13 protein-coding genes and 1 pseudogene are annotated in these 17,622 nt (G+C 63.8%); 7 read left to right on the top strand and 7 right to left on the bottom strand.

Features of this window, described 5'->3' with window-relative positions; all coding sequences use genetic code 11:
• Positions 1–164 precede the first annotated feature (164 nt).
• Both NP3_RS14335 and NP3_RS14330 read right to left on the bottom strand, forming a co-directional pair.
• Positions 165–1,652 carry an aldehyde dehydrogenase gene (locus NP3_RS14335; RefSeq protein ID WP_063041506.1) on the bottom strand — a complete coding sequence of 496 codons (1,488 nt, stop codon included), beginning with the start codon at positions 1,650–1,652 and terminating at the stop codon, positions 165–167.
• A 54-nt stretch (positions 1,653–1,706) separates the two neighbouring features.
• Complete coding sequence (locus tag NP3_RS14330) at positions 1,707–3,065, bottom strand: FAD-binding protein (RefSeq protein ID WP_245720939.1); 1,359 nt, start codon at positions 3,063–3,065, stop codon at positions 1,707–1,709.
• 189 nt (positions 3,066–3,254) lie between these two features.
• Between NP3_RS14330 and NP3_RS14325 the strand changes: the two genes are divergently transcribed.
• The 4 genes from NP3_RS14325 to acnA are packed head-to-tail and all read left to right on the top strand — an operon-like array spanning position 3,255 to position 8,603.
• The gene (locus tag NP3_RS14325; protein ID WP_063041502.1) at positions 3,255–4,031 is read left to right on the top strand and encodes an IclR family transcriptional regulator; all 777 of its coding nucleotides are present in this window, start codon (positions 3,255–3,257) and stop codon (positions 4,029–4,031) included.
• Positions 4,028–5,233, top strand: a complete 1,206-nt coding sequence (locus NP3_RS14320; protein WP_063041500.1) for a CaiB/BaiF CoA transferase family protein — start codon at positions 4,028–4,030, stop codon at positions 5,231–5,233. The genes NP3_RS14325 and NP3_RS14320 overlap by 4 nt, the downstream gene beginning before the upstream one ends.
• A complete protein-coding gene (locus NP3_RS14315) occupies positions 5,230–6,072 on the top strand; it encodes a citryl-CoA lyase (protein ID WP_063041498.1) in 843 nt (280 codons plus the stop codon). The genes NP3_RS14320 and NP3_RS14315 overlap by 4 nt, the downstream gene beginning before the upstream one ends.
• 20 nt (positions 6,073–6,092) lie before the next feature.
• A complete protein-coding gene (gene acnA, locus NP3_RS14310) occupies positions 6,093–8,603 on the top strand; it encodes an aconitate hydratase AcnA (protein WP_063041639.1) in 2,511 nt (836 codons plus the stop codon).
• An 89-nt stretch (positions 8,604–8,692) separates the two neighbouring features.
• Here the strand turns inward: acnA and NP3_RS46720 are convergent, their stop codons facing one another.
• Both NP3_RS46720 and NP3_RS14305 read right to left on the bottom strand, forming a co-directional pair.
• A complete protein-coding gene (locus NP3_RS46720) occupies positions 8,693–9,097 on the bottom strand; it encodes a Zn-ribbon domain-containing OB-fold protein (protein ID WP_157124306.1) in 405 nt (134 codons plus the stop codon).
• Between the two features lie 215 nt (positions 9,098–9,312).
• The gene (locus tag NP3_RS14305) at positions 9,313–9,906 is read right to left on the bottom strand and encodes a TetR/AcrR family transcriptional regulator (RefSeq protein WP_063824767.1); all 594 of its coding nucleotides are present in this window, start codon (positions 9,904–9,906) and stop codon (positions 9,313–9,315) included.
• Between the two features lie 429 nt (positions 9,907–10,335).
• On the opposite strand from NP3_RS14305, the gene NP3_RS14300 reads away from it, so the two are divergent.
• Both NP3_RS14300 and NP3_RS14295 read left to right on the top strand, forming a co-directional pair.
• Entirely contained in the window at positions 10,336–11,772 is a 1,437-nt protein-coding gene (locus NP3_RS14300) for a GMC oxidoreductase (protein WP_218024854.1), read from the top strand.
• Entirely contained in the window at positions 11,772–12,260 is a 489-nt protein-coding gene (locus tag NP3_RS14295; protein ID WP_063041494.1) for a hypothetical protein, read from the top strand. The genes NP3_RS14300 and NP3_RS14295 overlap by 1 nt, the downstream gene beginning before the upstream one ends.
• A 335-nt stretch (positions 12,261–12,595) precedes the next feature.
• Here NP3_RS14295 and NP3_RS14290 read toward each other — a convergent pair whose 3' ends face one another.
• Positions 12,596–13,411, bottom strand: coding sequence for a mycofactocin-coupled SDR family oxidoreductase (locus NP3_RS14290; protein WP_063041635.1), 816 nt, complete (start codon positions 13,409–13,411; stop codon positions 12,596–12,598).
• A 220-nt stretch (positions 13,412–13,631) separates the two neighbouring features.
• Between NP3_RS14290 and NP3_RS14285 the strand changes: the two genes are divergently transcribed.
• Positions 13,632–13,868 (top strand): hypothetical protein, encoded by a 237-nt coding sequence (locus NP3_RS14285; RefSeq protein WP_157124305.1) that lies wholly within the window; start codon positions 13,632–13,634, stop codon positions 13,866–13,868.
• A 234-nt stretch (positions 13,869–14,102) separates the two neighbouring features.
• Here the strand turns inward: NP3_RS14285 and NP3_RS14280 are convergent.
• Both NP3_RS14280 and NP3_RS14275 read right to left on the bottom strand, forming a co-directional pair.
• Positions 14,103–15,684 (bottom strand): annotated as a pseudogene (locus tag NP3_RS14280) (IS1182 family transposase).
• A gap of 170 nt (positions 15,685–15,854) precedes the next feature.
• Positions 15,855–17,117 (bottom strand): IS701 family transposase, encoded by a 1,263-nt coding sequence (locus NP3_RS14275; protein WP_063041491.1) that lies wholly within the window; start codon positions 17,115–17,117, stop codon positions 15,855–15,857.
• Positions 17,118–17,622: the final 505 nt, after the last annotated feature.

The raw sequence follows: 17,622 nt of genomic DNA, 5'->3' as shown, positions 1-17,622 counted from the left end.
CGACCGTACTAGGGATTGCGCCTCGGTCGACATCTGGTACCGATCACCAACCGCTGAATCACGTCGACCATGCTGCACTAGGCCGCGAGAACTGCAACTCGCGCGTTCGCTGATCGCGCAAGGCCTGTCTTCGGGGTCAGTGAGCCGCAGGTGAGTGGATCAATTCATGCCCGCGGATTGAATGGATCTGCGATGGCATTTCCCGTGTCGATCCATGCGGTTTTCGTCTCGGTGTACTCCTCGATGGCGTGGATTCCGTTCTCGCGGCCGATCCCGCTTTCCTTGAAGCCACCGAATGGGGCGACATGGTTGGTCTTGCGGTAATTGTTGATCCACACAGTTCCTGCGCGCAGCCGGCGAATCATGCGGTGTGCGCGGGCGATGTCGCGGGTCCAGACACCGGCTGCGAGACCGAAGGCTGTGTCGTTGGCGATCGATACGGCATCATCTTCGTCTGCGAATCGGATGACGACAGCAACCGGCCCGAATACCTCTTCGCGTGCGATGCGCATGTCGTTGGTGACGTCGCTGAAGACTGTCGGCTGGACGAACAGGCCGTCGGCCAGGTCGGGATCCTCGGGCCGGGAGCCACCGGTGACAAGGCGCGCGCCTTCGGATTTGGCTACCTCGATGTAGGACAGCACTTTATCGTACTGGGCCTGGCAGGCGACGGTGCCCATCTCGGTTTCCGGGTCCAGCGGATTACCGAGTTTGATTTGCCGGGTGCGTTCAGCCAGCGCTTGGACGAACTCGTCGTAGATGTCGGTATGCACGAGCACGCGGGATCCGGCCATGCAGGTTTGTCCGGTCGCGGCGAAGATCCCGGAGATGACGCCACGTACCGCCACGGGCAGGTCGGCGTCGGGAAACACGATGTTCGGTGATTTTCCACCGAGTTCCAGCGAGACTCTGGCCAGTCGTTCTGCGGCGGTGGCCGCGATCTTCTTGCCGACTGCGGTGGATCCGGTGAAAGCGATTTTGTCGACCCCGGGGTGGGCGCTGAGCTCTGCACCGACCGGTCCAGCTCCGGTGACGACGTTGACGACTCCGTCCGGAAAGCCGGCTTCGTGGAACAGTCGCGCCAGCACCAGAGTGGACACAGGCGTGACTTCCGATGGCTTGATGACGACGGTGTTGCCTGCGGCCAATGCGGGGCACAGCTTCCACAACAGCAGTGCCAAGGGGCTGTTCCATGGCGTGATGGCGGCAACGACGCCGATCGGCTCACGAACAGTGAAGGCCTGCATATTGGGTACGCTAGTGGCCAGCGTTTCCCCGAGAGGCGCTTCGGCGGCACCGGCGAAGAAGTAACAATGGTTCGCCAGTGCGTTGGTCTGACCGGCTACTTCGCGGATCAGCTTGCCGTTCTCGAGAATCTGGATTCGAGCGAGTTCGTCTGCGTTGTCTTTGATCAGGTCGCCCAGACGCCGTAGCAAAGTAGCTCGGTGCAGGGGAGTCGACTGCGACCACGGGCCGTCCTCGAAGGCTCGCCGGGCCGCCTTTACCGCGTCGTCCACATCTGTGGATGTTGCGGCCGGCACGTGGGCCCACGCCTTGGCATCGAATGGATTGATCGAGGCGAAGCTGCCCCCATCGGAGGCAGCGCGCCATTGGCCGTCGATGAGCATCTGGTAGCTCTCGAGTGTGGTCATCAGAGTTTGCTTCTCCTGTTCTCGGATTCGCGCGACGGGAATTTCACTATGGGATCAGGAGGTCGAGGTGGTGTAGCTAGCTCGACTAGCGGCCGCTTCGCCTGCTATACGTCCGAACACGAGGGCACGTAGTACCGAGGTCGCTCCGGGGTATTTGTGGTGATAGATGCCGGCGACCTCGCCGACCGCGTAGAGGCCGGGGATTGGGACACCCAATCGATCGATTACTTCCGCGTCTTCGTTGGTTTTCAGGCCACCGAAGGTGAAAGTGATCGCGCATCGAACCGGCCAAGCGACATACGGTGGTTCATCCAACGGCCGCGCCCAGTTGGATTTCGGCGGTTCGAGTCCCTTGGTTGCGACGCCGTCCAGTCGGGTGACATCCAGGGGCCCGGGTTCTGCTGCTTTGTTGTACTGCTCGACCGTCGAGACCAGTGCCTGAGCGTCGATGCCGAGTCGCTCGGCCAGCTGGGCGATTGTGTCAGCGGACTCCGGGGCCCGGTCTGTCAGCACCGCGCGTGCGATGTTCTGTCGCATCAGCCTCTGATCCGCGATGACGTAGGCGAATTGATCGGCATCGCGCCAGATATGGTAGGCCACCGACTCGAAGGTGTTGTCGGGTGTGTCGGATCCTTCGTCGAGGAAGCGGCGGCCGCGGTGATCGACAAGGATTCCGAAAGGATAGACCATCACCAGCGCTTCCGGGGCCGAGGTGCGGGCATCGACAGGCTCGCCATGGAACCGTTCGAACTGGCCGTCGGTGGCAGCCCCTACGGCTGTCCCCATGGTGATTCCCTCACCTCGGTTGGATCGGCCTCCCGGTGCGATGGGGGTGAGTTCGTGCCCGTTCTCGCCGAGATGCCGGTCGAGCAGATCTGGGCTACCTTCGAATCCGCCGCACGCGAGCACGACGGTGGGCGCCTCGTATCGCGTCCCGTCTTCGGCCACGACAGCGGTAACCGCACCCCTCTCGTCGCGTTCGAGAAGTTGCGCGGTGGTGTTGTATCGGATTTCGCCACCCAGCTCGAGAACTCGGACCGCTAGCCTTTCCACGATGGCCGCACCTCCACCCTCAGGCATCAAGCGTGGGCCCTGCGAGGTCAGGAAATAGGTGTGGTCTGTTTTTGTTGCCACTCCGTTTTGAGCGAGCCACTGTACAGCGGACTGGGCGGCACCCGCGAGGCGGTCGATGATCGCTGATTCGGTCTTGCCCTCGCTTAGGCTGTGCATGCGTTCGGTGAAGTCCGCCGCTGGCGAACCGTCGGGCTCGAGTCGGAAGAAAGCGCCGGTCCACGCTGTGTTGCCTCCGCGTTGACCCTCGCCTGTTCGCTCGAGAACGATCACGCGCCCGCCGGGGGACGACTGGAGGAATTGGGTAGCCGTGGCGAGGCCACCTGCCCCACACCCGACCACGATCAGGTCGGCTTGCTGACGTCGCGCGCTATCGCTCACGAAACTCCCTTTCTGAATCCGAGCGCACCATTGAGCGGTTTGCGAGTTCCGCTATGCGGTTCGGTACGTGACCAGCGAAACATGTGCACTCCAACCTGTCAACCCACTATGCGGTTTCAGAAAACCGCTAAGCGGTCTAGAGTGGGCCTCATGGTTGAGACTGCGACCGCGGCGACGCGGGTTGACGGCGCCGTGCGCAGCATCGCGCGCGCTGTCGAGGTGCTGGAACTATTCGACGAGCACCATCCGAGCAGGCAGCTCCGCGAGATCGTCGCGTCGACAGAACTGCCCAAGACCACAGTGGTACGTCTGCTGGCCACCCTCGAATCGCTCGGGTTGATCGTTGGACGCAGCGACTCCACCTACGGCCCGGGGCCCGGATTTCTGCGCTGGGTGAAGCTCGCCGATTCATTGTGGGAAGTTGGTGAACAAGCTAAGAAGGCTATGTCGAGCCTTGTGGACGCCTACGGCGAAACTGTCAACATCTACATCCGGCAGGGCATCAACCGTGTCGCAGTAGCGCAGATCGAGGGGACAGCGACCGTCCGCAGTGTGGTGGAAGTGGGTGTGCCCTATCCGCTGGCGACAGGAGCCTCCGCGAAGATACTGCTCATCGATGCGCCCGAAGGTGTACTGCATGATGTCGCCGAGCATCATTCGGACCGGACGAGGGAAGAACTCGAGCAGGAGATCGACGCCGTCCGCGACGCGGGCTATGCCGTCACTCACGGTGAACGCGAACTGGGAGCGTCCGCTGTAGCCGCGCCGATCCTGGGGCCGGACGGCCGAGTCATCGCCGCGATGTCGATCAGCGGTCCCACCTCTCGATTCAGTGCCGAACGTGTCGCGCATTACGTCGATGCCGTCATTGCTGCGGCCCGCCAAGTCAGCGAGAACGGCCTGGGGCCGGTGGAGGTGTTCCTGTGACCGCCAACCTCCTCGACGGTGTGCGAGTGCTAGATCTGACAAACGTTCTCGCCGGTCCGTTCGCCGGCTATCAACTCGCTCTGATGGGCGCCGATGTCGTGAAGATCGAGACTCCCGGCACGGGAGACCTCGCGCGTCAACTCGGCGCTGACCCAGCACTGTCCGCCGATGGGCTCGGCGTGTCGTTCCTGGCTCAGAACGCTGGCAAGAAATCCATCACCATCAACCTCAAAACAGCCGGTGGCGCAGAAGTTTTCGCCAAGATGGTCGCGACAGCAGATGTCTTGGTGGAGAACTTCCGACCTGGCGTCCTCGAGCGACTTGGATTCAGCTGGGACAGGCTACGGGAGATCAACCCCGCCCTGATCTATTGCGCCGTCTCCGGCTTCGGCGCCACCGGGCCGATGCGCACAAGACCCGCCTACGACCAGGTAATTCAAGGACTATCGGGCATCATGAGCGTCACGGGTACCAAGGAAACCGCGCCGCTGCGGGTCGGGTATCCGGTCTGTGACAGCTTCGGTGGGCTCGCTGCCGCGTTCGCGATCGCCGCAGCACTGGTGCGCCAGCACCGTACCGGGCAAGGGGCCTACCTCGACACCTCCATGCTCGATGCGGCCGTCACCTCGATGGGGTGGGTCGTGTCGGACCATCTCATCGCCGGAGGTACCCCCGAACCGATGGCGAACGAGAACATCACCTCCGCTCCATCGGGAACCTTCGAGACTGCCGACGGCGAGCTGAATATTGCGGCGAACAAACAAGAACAGTACGAAACGCTGTGTCAGGTGCTCGGCCGCGGGGAGTTGATCGATGATCCTCGGTTCCAGCGACGTGAGGACCGCAAACGCAATCGCGAGGAGTTGCGGGCAGAGCTGGAACGCTCTTTGAAAGAGAAGACCGCCGCCGAATGGGACGAGATCCTCCTCGATACCGGCGTACCGGCCGCGCCGGTTATCTCGGTGCCACAGGCGCTTTCCTCCGCGCAGATCGCCCACCGCGAACTCGTCACCGCAGTCCCTTCCCCAGCCGAAGACGGACGCCAATTCCGGATACTCGGCGCGCCGACCCGAGTCGACGGCGCCGCAGTGGCGCCGAGCGGACGACCGCCCAGGCTCGGCGAACATACCACCGAGGTCCTCGCCGAATTGGGCTACAGCCACAGCGACATCACACGACTGAGCCAGGAGGGTGCGGTATGACCCCAGCGCGCCGACAGGCAATGCAAGATACCGCCATTGATGATGTGGTGGATTGGTGGTCGACCGATATATCCGACATCGAACCCGGCCTCATTCGCTTGCGCGGCTATCCGGTGCAAGATCTGATCGACCGCGCCGGATTCGTCCGCACCATCTGGCTGATGGTGCGCGGCGAACTGCCTAGTCGAGATCAGGCCAGCCTGCTCGAGAAAGCTTTGGTCGCTGCGGTGGACCACGGTCCGCAGGCTCCGTCGATTGCGGCTGCCCGCATGGCCGCGACGTGCGGAGTGGGACTCCAAGGCGCGGTGTCCACCGGCGTCGGAATGCTCGGCGACGTGCACGGTGGCGCCGGCCAGCAATCTATGCATCTGCTCGAATCGATCGATTCCGCCTCCGACAGCGTCGGGATGAAGGATGCTGTCGCGCGGTCACTGGCCGAACTTCGCCGCACCGGCCGACATGTACCCGGATTCGGCCATCGCTTCCATCCACGGGATCCGCGTCGCGATCCCCTGCTGCAGGCCGTTGCCGAGCACGCCTCGCGTGGTGTGGTCGAAGGGCGCTACCTTGCGATCGCCGAGGAACTCGAACGTCAACTGGCCCAAGGACGGTCCAGACCCGTACCGATGAATATCGACGGTGCCACCGCGGTGGTGTATTGCGAACTGGGTTTCCCACCGGAGCTGGGGCGTGGCCTTTTCATATTGTCGAGATCCGTTGGCATCCTTGCTCATTCGTGGGAAGAGTTGCAATCGGGCCGTCGGATCAAAGGCCCGATCCCGCGGCGGTTGCTGCCGGCCTACGGGGGGCACCCCGAACGAGAGGTACCGCGTTCGTGACGGTCGATACCTTCGCCGCGATGCGTGTACTACCGGACGGCCGCAGCTACTTCAGCCTTCCGGCCGCCGAGCAAGCGGGGGCCGGTCCGTTGCAGCAGCTGCCATACGCGACTCGAGTGCTCGTGGAAAACGTTCTGCGGCATGAGAACAGCAGCACGGTGACCGCGGACCATGTGCGTGCTCTGGTCGCTCGCGACACCGCTGTTTCGGTGCCCTTCTTTCCTCAGCGTGTTCTGCTGCAGGATGCTTCTGGACTGCCGGTGCTCGCCGACATGGTTACCCTCGCCGAACGCGCGGAGGAACTAGGCCGGGATGCGGATTCGGTCGCACCGCAGCGACGCATGGACCTCGTTGTCGACCACGCACTCGAATTGGACGCCTGGTCCACCCCGACAGCCGCAGCGGCCAACCTGAAACGCGAATACCGACGCCATGCGGACCGCTATCAGTTCCTGCGATGGGCGCAGCAGCGATTCCCACAACTGAGAGTGGTGCCACCGGGTGTCGGGATTTGCCACCAACTGAACTTGGAAACGCTCGCGGATGTCATTTCCGATGCTCCGCTGGCAGCTTTCGACACCGTCGTCGGGACCGACAGTCACACAACGATGATCAATGGCCTCTCCGTCGTCGGATGGGGAGTCGGCGGGATCGAAGCGACAGCCGCCGCTCTCGGTGAACCGATCCTTCTGCGGATTCCGGAAGTCGTCGGTGTCCGCCTCACAGGTACCGTCCGTCCCGGTGTTCTCGCTACCGACATCGCTCTGACTCTTACGGCACTGCTTCGCGAGTACGGCGTTGTGCAACGAATAGTGGAGTTCTACGGCCCCGCCTTGTCGAGCCTATCGGTGCCCGACCGTGCAACGATCGCGAATATGGCACCGGAATATGGCTCCACCATGGGCTTTTTTCCGGCCGATCACCGCACTCTCGACTATTTGGCAACGACCGGACGCCCTCACCAACCGGTCGAGGCTTACCTTTCGGCGCAAGGGATGCTGTACAGCTCCGAACCCGACTACGACGATGTCATCGAATTCGACCTCGGCACAGTAGAGCGCGTCATAGCGGGCCCCAGCCGGCCTCATCAAGTAGGCCCGATCGCCGCTCTCGGGCGCCGCGACGTCAATGTCGGCGTAGGTATGCCCGCCGAAGGAGCTGTGGTCATCGCGGCGATTACCAGTTGCACCAACACGTCCAATCCGCGAGCTATCGCCGCTGCGGGTCTACTCGCGCGCAATGCCGCCGCTCGCGGGTTGACGACCGCGAAATGGACGAAGACCTCATTTACCCCGGGCTCGCGCAGCACAGCGGAACTGTTGAGTGGCAGCGATCTCCAGGGGCACCTCGACAGGTTCGGCTTCCATATTGCGGGCTTTGGCTGCGGGACATGCATGGGGAATTCCGGACCGCTGTCACCAGAAGTCACTCGTGCCATTCAGAGCCGGGAAATCCGAACGTCGGCAGTTTTGTCGGGCAACAGAAATTTTCCTGGCCGCATTCATCCCGACGTGACCGACGCCTACCTCGCTTCGCCACCGCTCGTGGTGGCATTCGCCATCGCCGGCCGCACCACGATCGACCTGGATCGCGAACCTCTCGGCCTCGGCGACAACGGGGAACCGGTCATGCTCTCCGATATCTGGCCCAGCCAACAAGACATCGATTCCACAATCCGCGACTTCGGGCACCAACCAACCCGCGACCCGGACTTGACGTCGCGAGCGCAACACCACTGGGATGAGATTCCCTACCCGGCCGGCCCCCGCTATACCTGGCAAGGTGATACCGGCACGATCCGCCGACCGCCGTTCGCCGACGCACCGCTGTGCCGCCCCGTCGTCACCGGCGACATTCTCCGTGCTCGTCCCTTACTCATACTCGGCGACGACATCACCACCGACCACATCTCGCCGGTTTCGCGCATCTCTCCGATGTCGGCGGCAGGAGCATGGCTGCACCAAAGCGGCGTCCCCGCAACCGAACTCGGTACTTACAGCTCGCGTCGACTCAACCACGACGTCATGCTGCGCGGCGGATTCGCCAACCCACGGTTGCGCAACAAACTCATCGATCGCGACGGTGGCTGGACACGCCTGCTGCCCGACGGAGAAGCGATGCCGGTGCATGCCGCAGCCGCCGAATACCGCCGCCGCGGTGTAGCAACTGTGATCGTGGCAGGCCAGTCCTACGGAGCTGGGTCAGCCCGCGACTGGGCAGCCAAGGTGACCCGACTGCTCGGGATCAAAGCGGTAATCGCGGCCGGCTTCGAACGAATCCACCGCACCAACCTGGTGGCGATGGGGATTCTGCCCATCGAGTGCGGTGGCCTGAGCGAAATCGACGCCGACCAATTCGACATACTCGGTCTGAACCCCGCCCGGACTGTCAACGCAGAGGTTACAGTGATTGCCCGCCGCGGTGAGAAAATTGTCCACACGGCGAAAGGTCACACCCGTGTCGACACCGCGACCGAGAATGAATGGCTTCGTGCCGGTGGCGTCATCCCTCAAATCCTGGCGACGCGCTGACCGAGGTTACAGCTCACGGGATGGCCTAGTCTTCTGCTCGCCCTGCCTGATCCGTCGTTGGTCCATGGAAGCCGACGACCCGTGGCGGCTCACCTTCCTGCATCGGCGTCGGGCGCAAAAACAGGGAAGCCGTCCTTCCCAGGGCGCCGCACGAAGCGAACTCGTACCGGTCGACTCGGCAGCAAGGGCACCTGCCCCTCGATAGCGGTATAGAGCCACGGGCCATCGTCGAGTTCGACGATGGCAATAGTCAATTGGCCGGACTCGCCCTTTATGCTGATTGAAGCGCGTTCCACCACTCGCCACGAAATAATGTATCCGAGTCCTGACGAGCTCACCCACTCGAGCTCGTCGGTTGCGCAGGAGGAACATCCGGCGGCGAGCGGTGCGAAAAGTTTGTCGCAATCTCCGCAACGCTGGATCATCAATGTATTTTCCGCGCACGGTAGACGATCCTCACCGGTGTTGGCTGAATGTCGTTCGTACTCCGACACTGAAACCTCCGCGACATGATGCTGATGGATGTCGCACCACTCTCGCCCGCCCTGGTCTGTTCAGCGACGGTCGAGTGACAGGGGGTATACCTATTTTTCGGTGAGCAAGTCTGTCAAACGGGAAAGGCTTCCTGATCGCACCCCGGGTGTCCGCCTGGAGCGGCTCCTCTGCTGAGCCGGACCGCTGCGTTAGGCCGAATCGCTGCGATGAATACTCACGCTCGGTCGGCCGCCGGATCGTCGATCAGAGCCTGGATCGCCTCGGCGTAGCAGTCCAGCGCCTCGGCATCGGCCAGTTCGACAGGGGCCGAGGCGAACAGGTCGACCGCGAGTAGGAGCCCCCCGATCTGGGCGGCGACCAAGTACGCACGTAGGCCTGCCCGGGGCCCGGACAAGCGGGCCGCCAGGGGTTCGACAATGTTGCGAACAGTGGTCTGTTCCAGATAGTGGTGAACTTCGGGCCGGTCGAGGGCGCCGAGCGCGGTCGCCAGGACCCGCAGGGTCGAGTCGCCACTTCCGACGAGTCTGTCGAGGATCGATCGACCGAGGGTTTCCAATGGCCCCTCGGTCAAGGCGCGGAAGTGGGGGGCGACCGGAACCACCTCGAGAAATAACTTCTCCTTGGTGCCGAAGTGGCGGATGACCACAGCCGGATCGCTTCCGGCCCGGGTCGCGATATCACGCACCGACGTGCCTGTGAAGCCGCGTTCTGCGAATAACGCCGCTGCAGCGCGGCGAATGGCATCCGGCGTACTAGAGGAACGCGGACGTCCAGGGCCGCGGCGGGGGGCGCTCGTAGTCGGTTCCATGACTCCAGTCTCGCAGAGAGCATATATTGCCAACGACGTTGACTGAATCGCTCCGAGTGTGCAGAATTACGCCAACGTTGTTGACTAAACCTGAGCGGCTCCTCGACGGAGAGTCGGGACCCGCGAAAACGTCCGATCACCGTGAGCCAACCCATGCGCACCACCAGCGCCGGTGAGCTACTCGGTCGCCGTGTTTTCGCTGGCGACCCCATCGGCGGCCCAGGCGGTGAGACGAAGGATGCATCGATGGTGAAGCTCGCGGACGGCCCGACCGACGACCCCGCAACCACTGGCTCGAGTCGGCAGCTGTCCAGACGCACGGCGTTCAAAGCCGCCGCGACGGTGATCGCTGCGGGACTGGCCGGTCGTCCGGGGATGGCGACCGCGGCGCCGACTGTGCCCGCGGTTCAGGACCGGCGCCGCGCGGTCGTGATCGGCACCGGTTTCGGGGGCGGTGTCACGGCCGCACGGCTGGGTCGCGCCGGGATCGACACGCTGGTTCTGGAACGCGGAATCCGCTGGACTGTGGGACCTGGGACCGACACCTTCCCGCACTACACTCACCCCGACCGCCGCGCTGCGTGGTTGTCTCCCGAGCCGGTGTTCACCGGATCGCCTCCCACTCGGTGGAAGCCTTTCACCGGAATCTTGGATCGGGTCCGTGGTCAGGGAATCGACATCCTGTGCGGCGCCGGCGTCGGCGGCGGCTCGCTGGTCTACGGTGGCACCACCATTCAGCCCAACGAACGGCTGTTCACTATGTCGATGCCATCGGGTCTCGATTTCGATGCCTTCGATCGGGAGTACTACCCACGCGTCGCACGGGTACTGAAACCCAGCGGAATCCCTGACGACATCCTCAACACCCCGCAATACAAGGGCTCTCGGATCTGGGCCGACGCGATCCGCGCGGCGGGAATGCAGCCGTGGCGAGTGCCGCTTCCAGTCGACTGGGACTATGTGCGCAAGGAACTTCGTGGCGAACTCCCGCCTTCTTTTTCCAACGGAGACATTCTCTACGGAGCCAACAGCCCCGGAAAGAACACCGTGGACAAGACCTACATTGCGGAAGCCGAGAACTCCGGCCACGTGGAGGTGGCGATCCTGCACGCCGTGCGCGACATCGCACGCACCGCGGATGGTGCATGGCGAGTCTTCGTCGACGAGATCACCACTGATGGAGACGTGCGCACCCGTAAAGAAATCACCACCGACGCACTTTTTCTCGGTGCGGGCTCGGCCGGCACAAGCCGCTTGCTGGTGAAAGCCCACGCCAAGGGACTGATCCCGGACCTGCCCGAGGATGTCGGAACGCGGTGGGGCAACAATGGCGACCGCATCTTCTCCTGGACCACATCCGGCGAATCCCCCGGTGCCGAGCAGGGCGGGCCGGCGTCGGTTGCGGTGGCCGACTGGGACAACCCACAGGGGCCGATCACCCTCATCAACGGCAACGTCCCGTTCCCGGTCGATATTCGAACCACCAGTCTGATCGGGTTCGGAATCGGCACGCCCGCAGGCCGTTTCGTATACGACAACGATATCGACGACGCGGTGCTGCATTGGAGCCAGGGCGACGACGCCGCCGTCACCGCAGCCATTCAAGCAAGGCTGCAAAATATCGTCGGCGCAGGATCTGTGCTGCTCGACACCAACACACTCGATACCACCACCTATCACCCCCTCGGTGGAGCCGCCATCGGCTCCGTCTGCGATACCGCAGGCCGCGTGCTGGGGCAAAAGGGGCTCTATGTGATGGACGGGGCCCTGATCCCGGGATACAGCGGCGCCTGTAACCCGTCCATGACGATCGCGGCGCTCGCCGAGCACAACATGGACACCATCTTGAAGGAGGACACCATCTGATGTCTGCTCTCATCAGGCCCGAGCAAGGCTGCATCATCGTCGCTGTCCTTGCGAGCACGATCGCCGGCGTCAGCACCGCGACCTCGGCCGAGGCCGAGACCCCACCGTGCGCTGCACAACAGCAGGCGGCTGTCGCCCATCTCTACCTCGAGGCGCACACCGATCGCGGCCTGGCAGGAGACATTCCGTTCGCACCCGACTCCTACCGTACGATCAACGGCATCCGCGTAGATGGCCGCGAAATCGAAGGAGCATCACAGACCGGCCTCACCACGATCACCGATGAGCGTGTGCACTCCTGGACCCAAAACACCGACGCACGCACGGTGCGGGTGCAGTACGACGCCGACTACGCACTGCGTACACCAGCTGCGCCGGTACCGTTGACCACCGCAGCGGTCGACGAAACATTTGCCTTCAACAGCGCGTGTCAGATCCAGCGAATCGACATCGTGATCACCCCACGTCCGCCTGGACCGGCAGGCTAGGACAGAGGGCCTCGAAGACCGATTGAGAATTCCGCACTACGTCTGTGCAGAGACCACCAGGCACACGTCTGCCAGCTCGGCCGCCAGCGAAGATGATTACCAGACAACGAAATACAACTGTCGTGCGAACATCGTGAAATCCTCGCGGTGCCGTTCGATCAGGTCGGCAAGGCGCAACAGCAACCGCCGCCGGTCGGTGGTCTGGTGCGAGGTCGGTTCGAGTGCGCCTTGTGTTCGACTTCGACGGCCCGTGCGGTGCGTCCTGGCCAGTGCATAGTTTGGCTCAATGACGCTGCATCTTGGTCACCACGGTTTGGATTCCGTTCACTCGTGGCTCAGCGCACGGTGAAGCCGGCATCCAGCGGCCAAGTGGTGCCGGTGATGAAATGAGCCTCGTCAGACACCAGGAACGCCACCGCGTTGGCAATGTCTTCAGGCTGCAGCATCTGGATGGGCAGGGCGTTCTGCATCGTCGCCAGCCCGGGGTCGTTGGCGGCGAACAACGCCGCCATGGCCTCATTGAGCACCATCCCGGTGGCGACACCGGTCGGATGAATCGTATTCACCCGAATCGAGTGACTAGCAAGTAGATTCGCCCAGACCTGCATCAGGCCCACGAGTCCGCGCTTGGACGCGGTATAAGCCTGGGCTCCCGTCGCATCCGAACCGGTACCTCGCAAGCCAGAACTGGAACTCGTGATTACGATGGAGCCCCCGCGACCACCCTCGATGAGATGAGGAATGGCCGCCTCGACCGTATTCCACGCGCCGATCAGGTTGACATCGATGATGTCCCGGAACACCTGCTGGTCATCACCGCCTTTCGAAAGCCGGACTATTCCTGCGTTGGCGATGACGATGTCGAGACGCCCGAACGCCGCGACACCGTCGGCGACAATCGTCTCCATCGCTGACCTGTCACGAACGTCACCTTCGCGTGCGACGATCCGTCGTCCCGTGCTCTCGACGAGTTTGACGGTCTCGGTCAGATCGTCGTTAGAGGCGTTGGGATAGTCCATCGACGGAATGTCACGGCAGATGTCGACTGCGATGATGTCGGCACCCTCCTCGGCTAGGCGCACGGCGTGGGCGCGACCTTGTCCGCGCCCAGCGCCGGTGATGAAGGCGACCTTGCCATCTAGTGTCCCCACGACATCCTCCACTTGGTCGACGTAGATAACTATGTTGACAATAAGCGTCTTGCGGATCGCCGGTCAAGTACGGATCCTCCAGTGTCACGCGCGATCGTCGCGCTGGCCTCGGATGTACCGAAAGCCCTGTCCGCCATACGACCTGCGTTGGCCCCCAGCTGTGGCGTGGTCGGTGGAGGGTGTGCAGTGTCCCGACGGGATCGACTCCGACCATCCGCTCATGATCGCCCTGGACGCGCAGATCGCGATCGCGCACTCGGACAAGGAACGTGCGCCGCGACGTACAAGTAGACCTTCGGTTACCACCCGCTCGGTTGTGGAACGACCATGGATCTACCGGCGCCGGCGAGCTCGCGGGGGTGATGCGGTGGCCGGGAATGCCGGATCGAATATCGTCGCCGACCGCAAATGGGTCCTGGGCGGCGCGCTGGTACTCCTGCCGTGGCGACCCGGCTAGCGTGTCACTGCAAAGTCTTGGCGCGCACCGATTCTGGCCGCACCCACGACTTCGTGCGGTACTGCCAGCTGCTGCTCGGTTGATAACCGGGCAGCGGAACCAAACTGAGCGGCATTGGGGCTAGGACGCTGCTGAATAAGGTTGATTCCGGGGTTCCGCTGTTGCGCAGCGGATCCCCTGGAATCGTGTGAGTGTGATGGGCGGTGGTGTCTGCTGGTGGGCCATCGCCTCGGTTCAGGCGATGGCCCAGGTGCCGGCGGTCCGGGTGAGGCCGAGGTTGAGCAGGCGGCGCAGGTTGAGAGCGGCAGCGCGGCGGTGCAGCCACTGGTTACTGGCGTCGATGCCGCGGTAGCGCAGTTTGCGGCAGCGGCCCTTGGGACCGATGAGCCAGGAGATGCTGCGTTCGACCATCGGTCGGTGTTGTCGGTAGGTGGCGCGCAGGTCCGGGTCGCTGCGCCAGTGGTGGCGGGCTTGACGGAGTAGGGCGTCATGTTCGTGCAGGCGCAGGATTCGGCCCTGTTCGCTGGTGGTGCAGCGGGTGCGCAGCGGGCAGTTGCGGCATGCGACCCCGAAGGTCACCGCACGTTTGGCGGTGATGTGTTTGGTGACACCGTTCGGGCAGGTCACCGACCCGGCGACTTCGTCGACTAGGAAGTCGTCCATGGTGACCCCGCCCTCGACCGCCGGACGCAGCGGCAGTGGTTTGATGACTGCGGTGAGTTCGCGTCGTGCCAGGTCGGCACGGAACTCTCCGGTGCCGTATGCGCTGTCGCCCAATACTTCTCGCACTTCCCGTAGAGCGGTGTCGGTGTCGAGCAATGATCCGGCGACGGTGGCTTCGTGGTTGTCGGTTCCGGTGCCCTTGGTGAGCCGGGCGGCGGTGACCAGGCCGGTGTCGGGTTCGACGGCGAGGTGGGCCTTGTAGCCATCCTGACGGGAAGCCACGGACTTGTGGACATGGCGGGTGTCGGGGTCGACCACCGAGATCACCCGGTCCTTGGCGACCTTGCGGGCGATACGCCAGCGTCCATCCGTTCCGTCGGAGCCCTCGGCGGGTTCGACGTCCTGTCCGGCGATCAACGCCAGCAACGCCAACGCCTGCTCGGCCTTGTCGCGGGCTTCCTCGTCGAACTCGTTGCCCGACAACGCATTAACTACCGGCGTCGCGTCGTTGACCAGTGCCGACACCAACGCTTCGCGGGCGGGCTTATCGTCCCACGCGATGGCTGGCTTGCCGGGATCGTCGTAGTCATGGGCCGTGCACAGTTCAGCGACAATGCTCGCAGCGCCGGGCACCTCGCGGCGGACCCGGCGGATCGCGGCGATCAACTGGGTGACGGTGTCCTCCGGTGGCGACCGCGGCGTCGAGGACCACCGAATCCAGGGCTCGTCGCGTCTTACCTTGCAGCACACCGGTTTCGGAAACCACCACACGGACCGCATCGAAGATCCGGTTCGGACTGTCCGAGTTCGCCAACCGCCGCCGCCAATACGTCAACGTCGACGGATCGAAGCCCCCGTTATCCAACGCCAGCCCGCACGCAACCTTCCACCGCAGGTCGCACCGCACCGCGGCCACCGTCTCACGGTCGGACAGGTCGTGCAGCGCCTGCAACACCAGCACCGACGCGGCGACCTCGCACGGCAGACTCGGCCGCCCCGTCCGCGACGGGAACAGATCCTCGAACATCACCGCCGGGAACACCTCCCGGCGATGCTCAGCCAGGGACGCGAACACACTGCCCGCCGGAACCAGATGCCCCACCAACGCCGCCGCATCCATCAACTCCGGATCCGACTTGCCCTCACCTTGCACCCCACCATCCTCGTTGACCCCGGCCCAAAGGACCGGGGTCAACACGCCACGTTATTCAGCAGCGTCCTAGTAGGACTTTGTTAGGTCGGGAAGGTGTGGGTGGCAGAGCGGGCAGGTGCCGATCCAGATGGCTAGTGCGCGTTGGATTTTGCGGAGGATGCCGTAGAGGGTCAGCCCTGCCCACCGGCTTTTGGGCCGGTGAGTCGCAGGGTGGTGAGGAACAGGTGGGCGGCGGTGACGAGGGTGGCGTGGTGGTGCCAGCCGAGCCAGGAGCGGCCTTCGAAGTGGTCCAGGCCGAGAGCGTGTTTGAGTTCGCGGTAGTCGTGTTCGATGCGCCAGCGGATCTTCGCGAGCCGGACGAGTTCTTCGATGGGGGTGTCGGCCGGGAGGGTGGACAGCCAGTAGTCGGTGGGTTCGGTTGCGCCGTCGGGCCATTCGGCCAGTAGCCACTGCTGCGGGATGGCGCCGTCGGCGGCGGGGGTCAGCCAGCGGCTTGCGGGCCGGATGCGCAGCGTCAGGAATCGTGAGGTCATGGCTGCGGTGGGGTTGTGCGGGCTGGTGCGGGTACCGTGGCGCCAGGTCAGGTGCTGCAGCTGATGTTCCCCGGCGTCGAGCACGAGCTGTTTGACGGTGGAATGCGGTGTGCGGTAGCGGGGTTTGGGACGCGGGCCACGGCCGCCGTAGGGCGGGGTCTCGGGCACGGCATGCCCGGGGCGGGCGGTCGTGGTGGCGGGCACTGCGACGACATAGGGCAGGTCACGGTCGGTCAGGCCCTGGCGGAACTCGGCGGTCTGCCCGTAGCCGGCGTCGGCCACCATGACCGGCGGCCGAGACCGGCCCCATGCGATCAGTTCGTCGATGGACTCGAGCGCCATCTCCCATTTCGGGCGGTAGCGCTCATCGCCGGGGATCGCGGCCTTGGCGCGGCGCTCGGTGGTTGACGCGGCGGTTGCAGGGTCGCTGGCGCAGCGGTCGTCCCAGCTCTCGGGCACGAACAACCGCCAGTTCAGAGGGCACGACGCGGCATCGGTCACCGCGTGCACGCTGACGGCGACCTGGCAGTTGCCGACCTTGCCCAGCGTGCCCGAATACTGCCGCGCCACGCACGGCGACGCATCGCCGTCCTTGGCGAACCCGGTGTCGTCCACAGCCCACGCATGCGGCTCGATCAGATCACATGCCTTGCGGGACAACACTTTCCGAACCGGGACCACATCCCACGGCGAGGTGGTGACGAACTGCTGCAACCGCTGGTGGTCCACCCCGAGCCGCTCGGCCATCGGCTGCATCGACTTGCGCTTGCCCTCCAACATCAGCCCACGCACATACACTCCCGCCGTCGCCACCCGATCCTTACGACTCAACGACGAAAACACCTCGTCCGCAAAGGAATCGAGCTGCTCATCGACATCCGACAACGCCGCGGTATCCACCCCAGCATGGTCTCGAGAATCCCGCCAGAACTCGAGCTGACACACCCCTCCGTGACCAACCTAACAAAGTACTACTAGTGGCGGTTCAGCGTTGCGTACCGACAGTTAAAAACGAACCCGGGGCGCAGTGTGGCCCAGATCGTATGTCCTCGCGGCGCGACCCGTACTCAGTCGATCACCCGGGACGAGTCCAAATCAGCCGGAGCCGGCCGCGTTGACGACGGCGATGACCAGCGGGCTGAGTGGGCGGGTTTCGTTTCGTATAACCACAGGTCACGTCCTTGAATTCAAGAACGTAGGGAGCCTGGCCCGCCACGGAGCTGCTCACCTCATGGGTCGTACTTGACAACATAGTCTACATTGGTAACCGATAGTCAGCGTGGCGAGGATCACGCAGTAGGAAGCACGCAATTCGGAGGCGTCGGTGTACAGCGAATGGTCGGCAATAATTCCCGAGGGGCTACTAGCGGGAAAGGTGCTCCTGATCTCGGGTGCGTCGCAGGGT

The organism is Nocardia pseudovaccinii NBRC 100343 (genome assembly GCF_001613225.1).
Classification (GTDB): Bacteria; Actinomycetota; Actinomycetes; order Mycobacteriales; family Mycobacteriaceae; genus Nocardia; species Nocardia pseudovaccinii.
The sequence above is the reverse complement of the archived record's forward strand: the minus strand, read 5'-3'. Positions and strand labels throughout refer to the sequence as shown.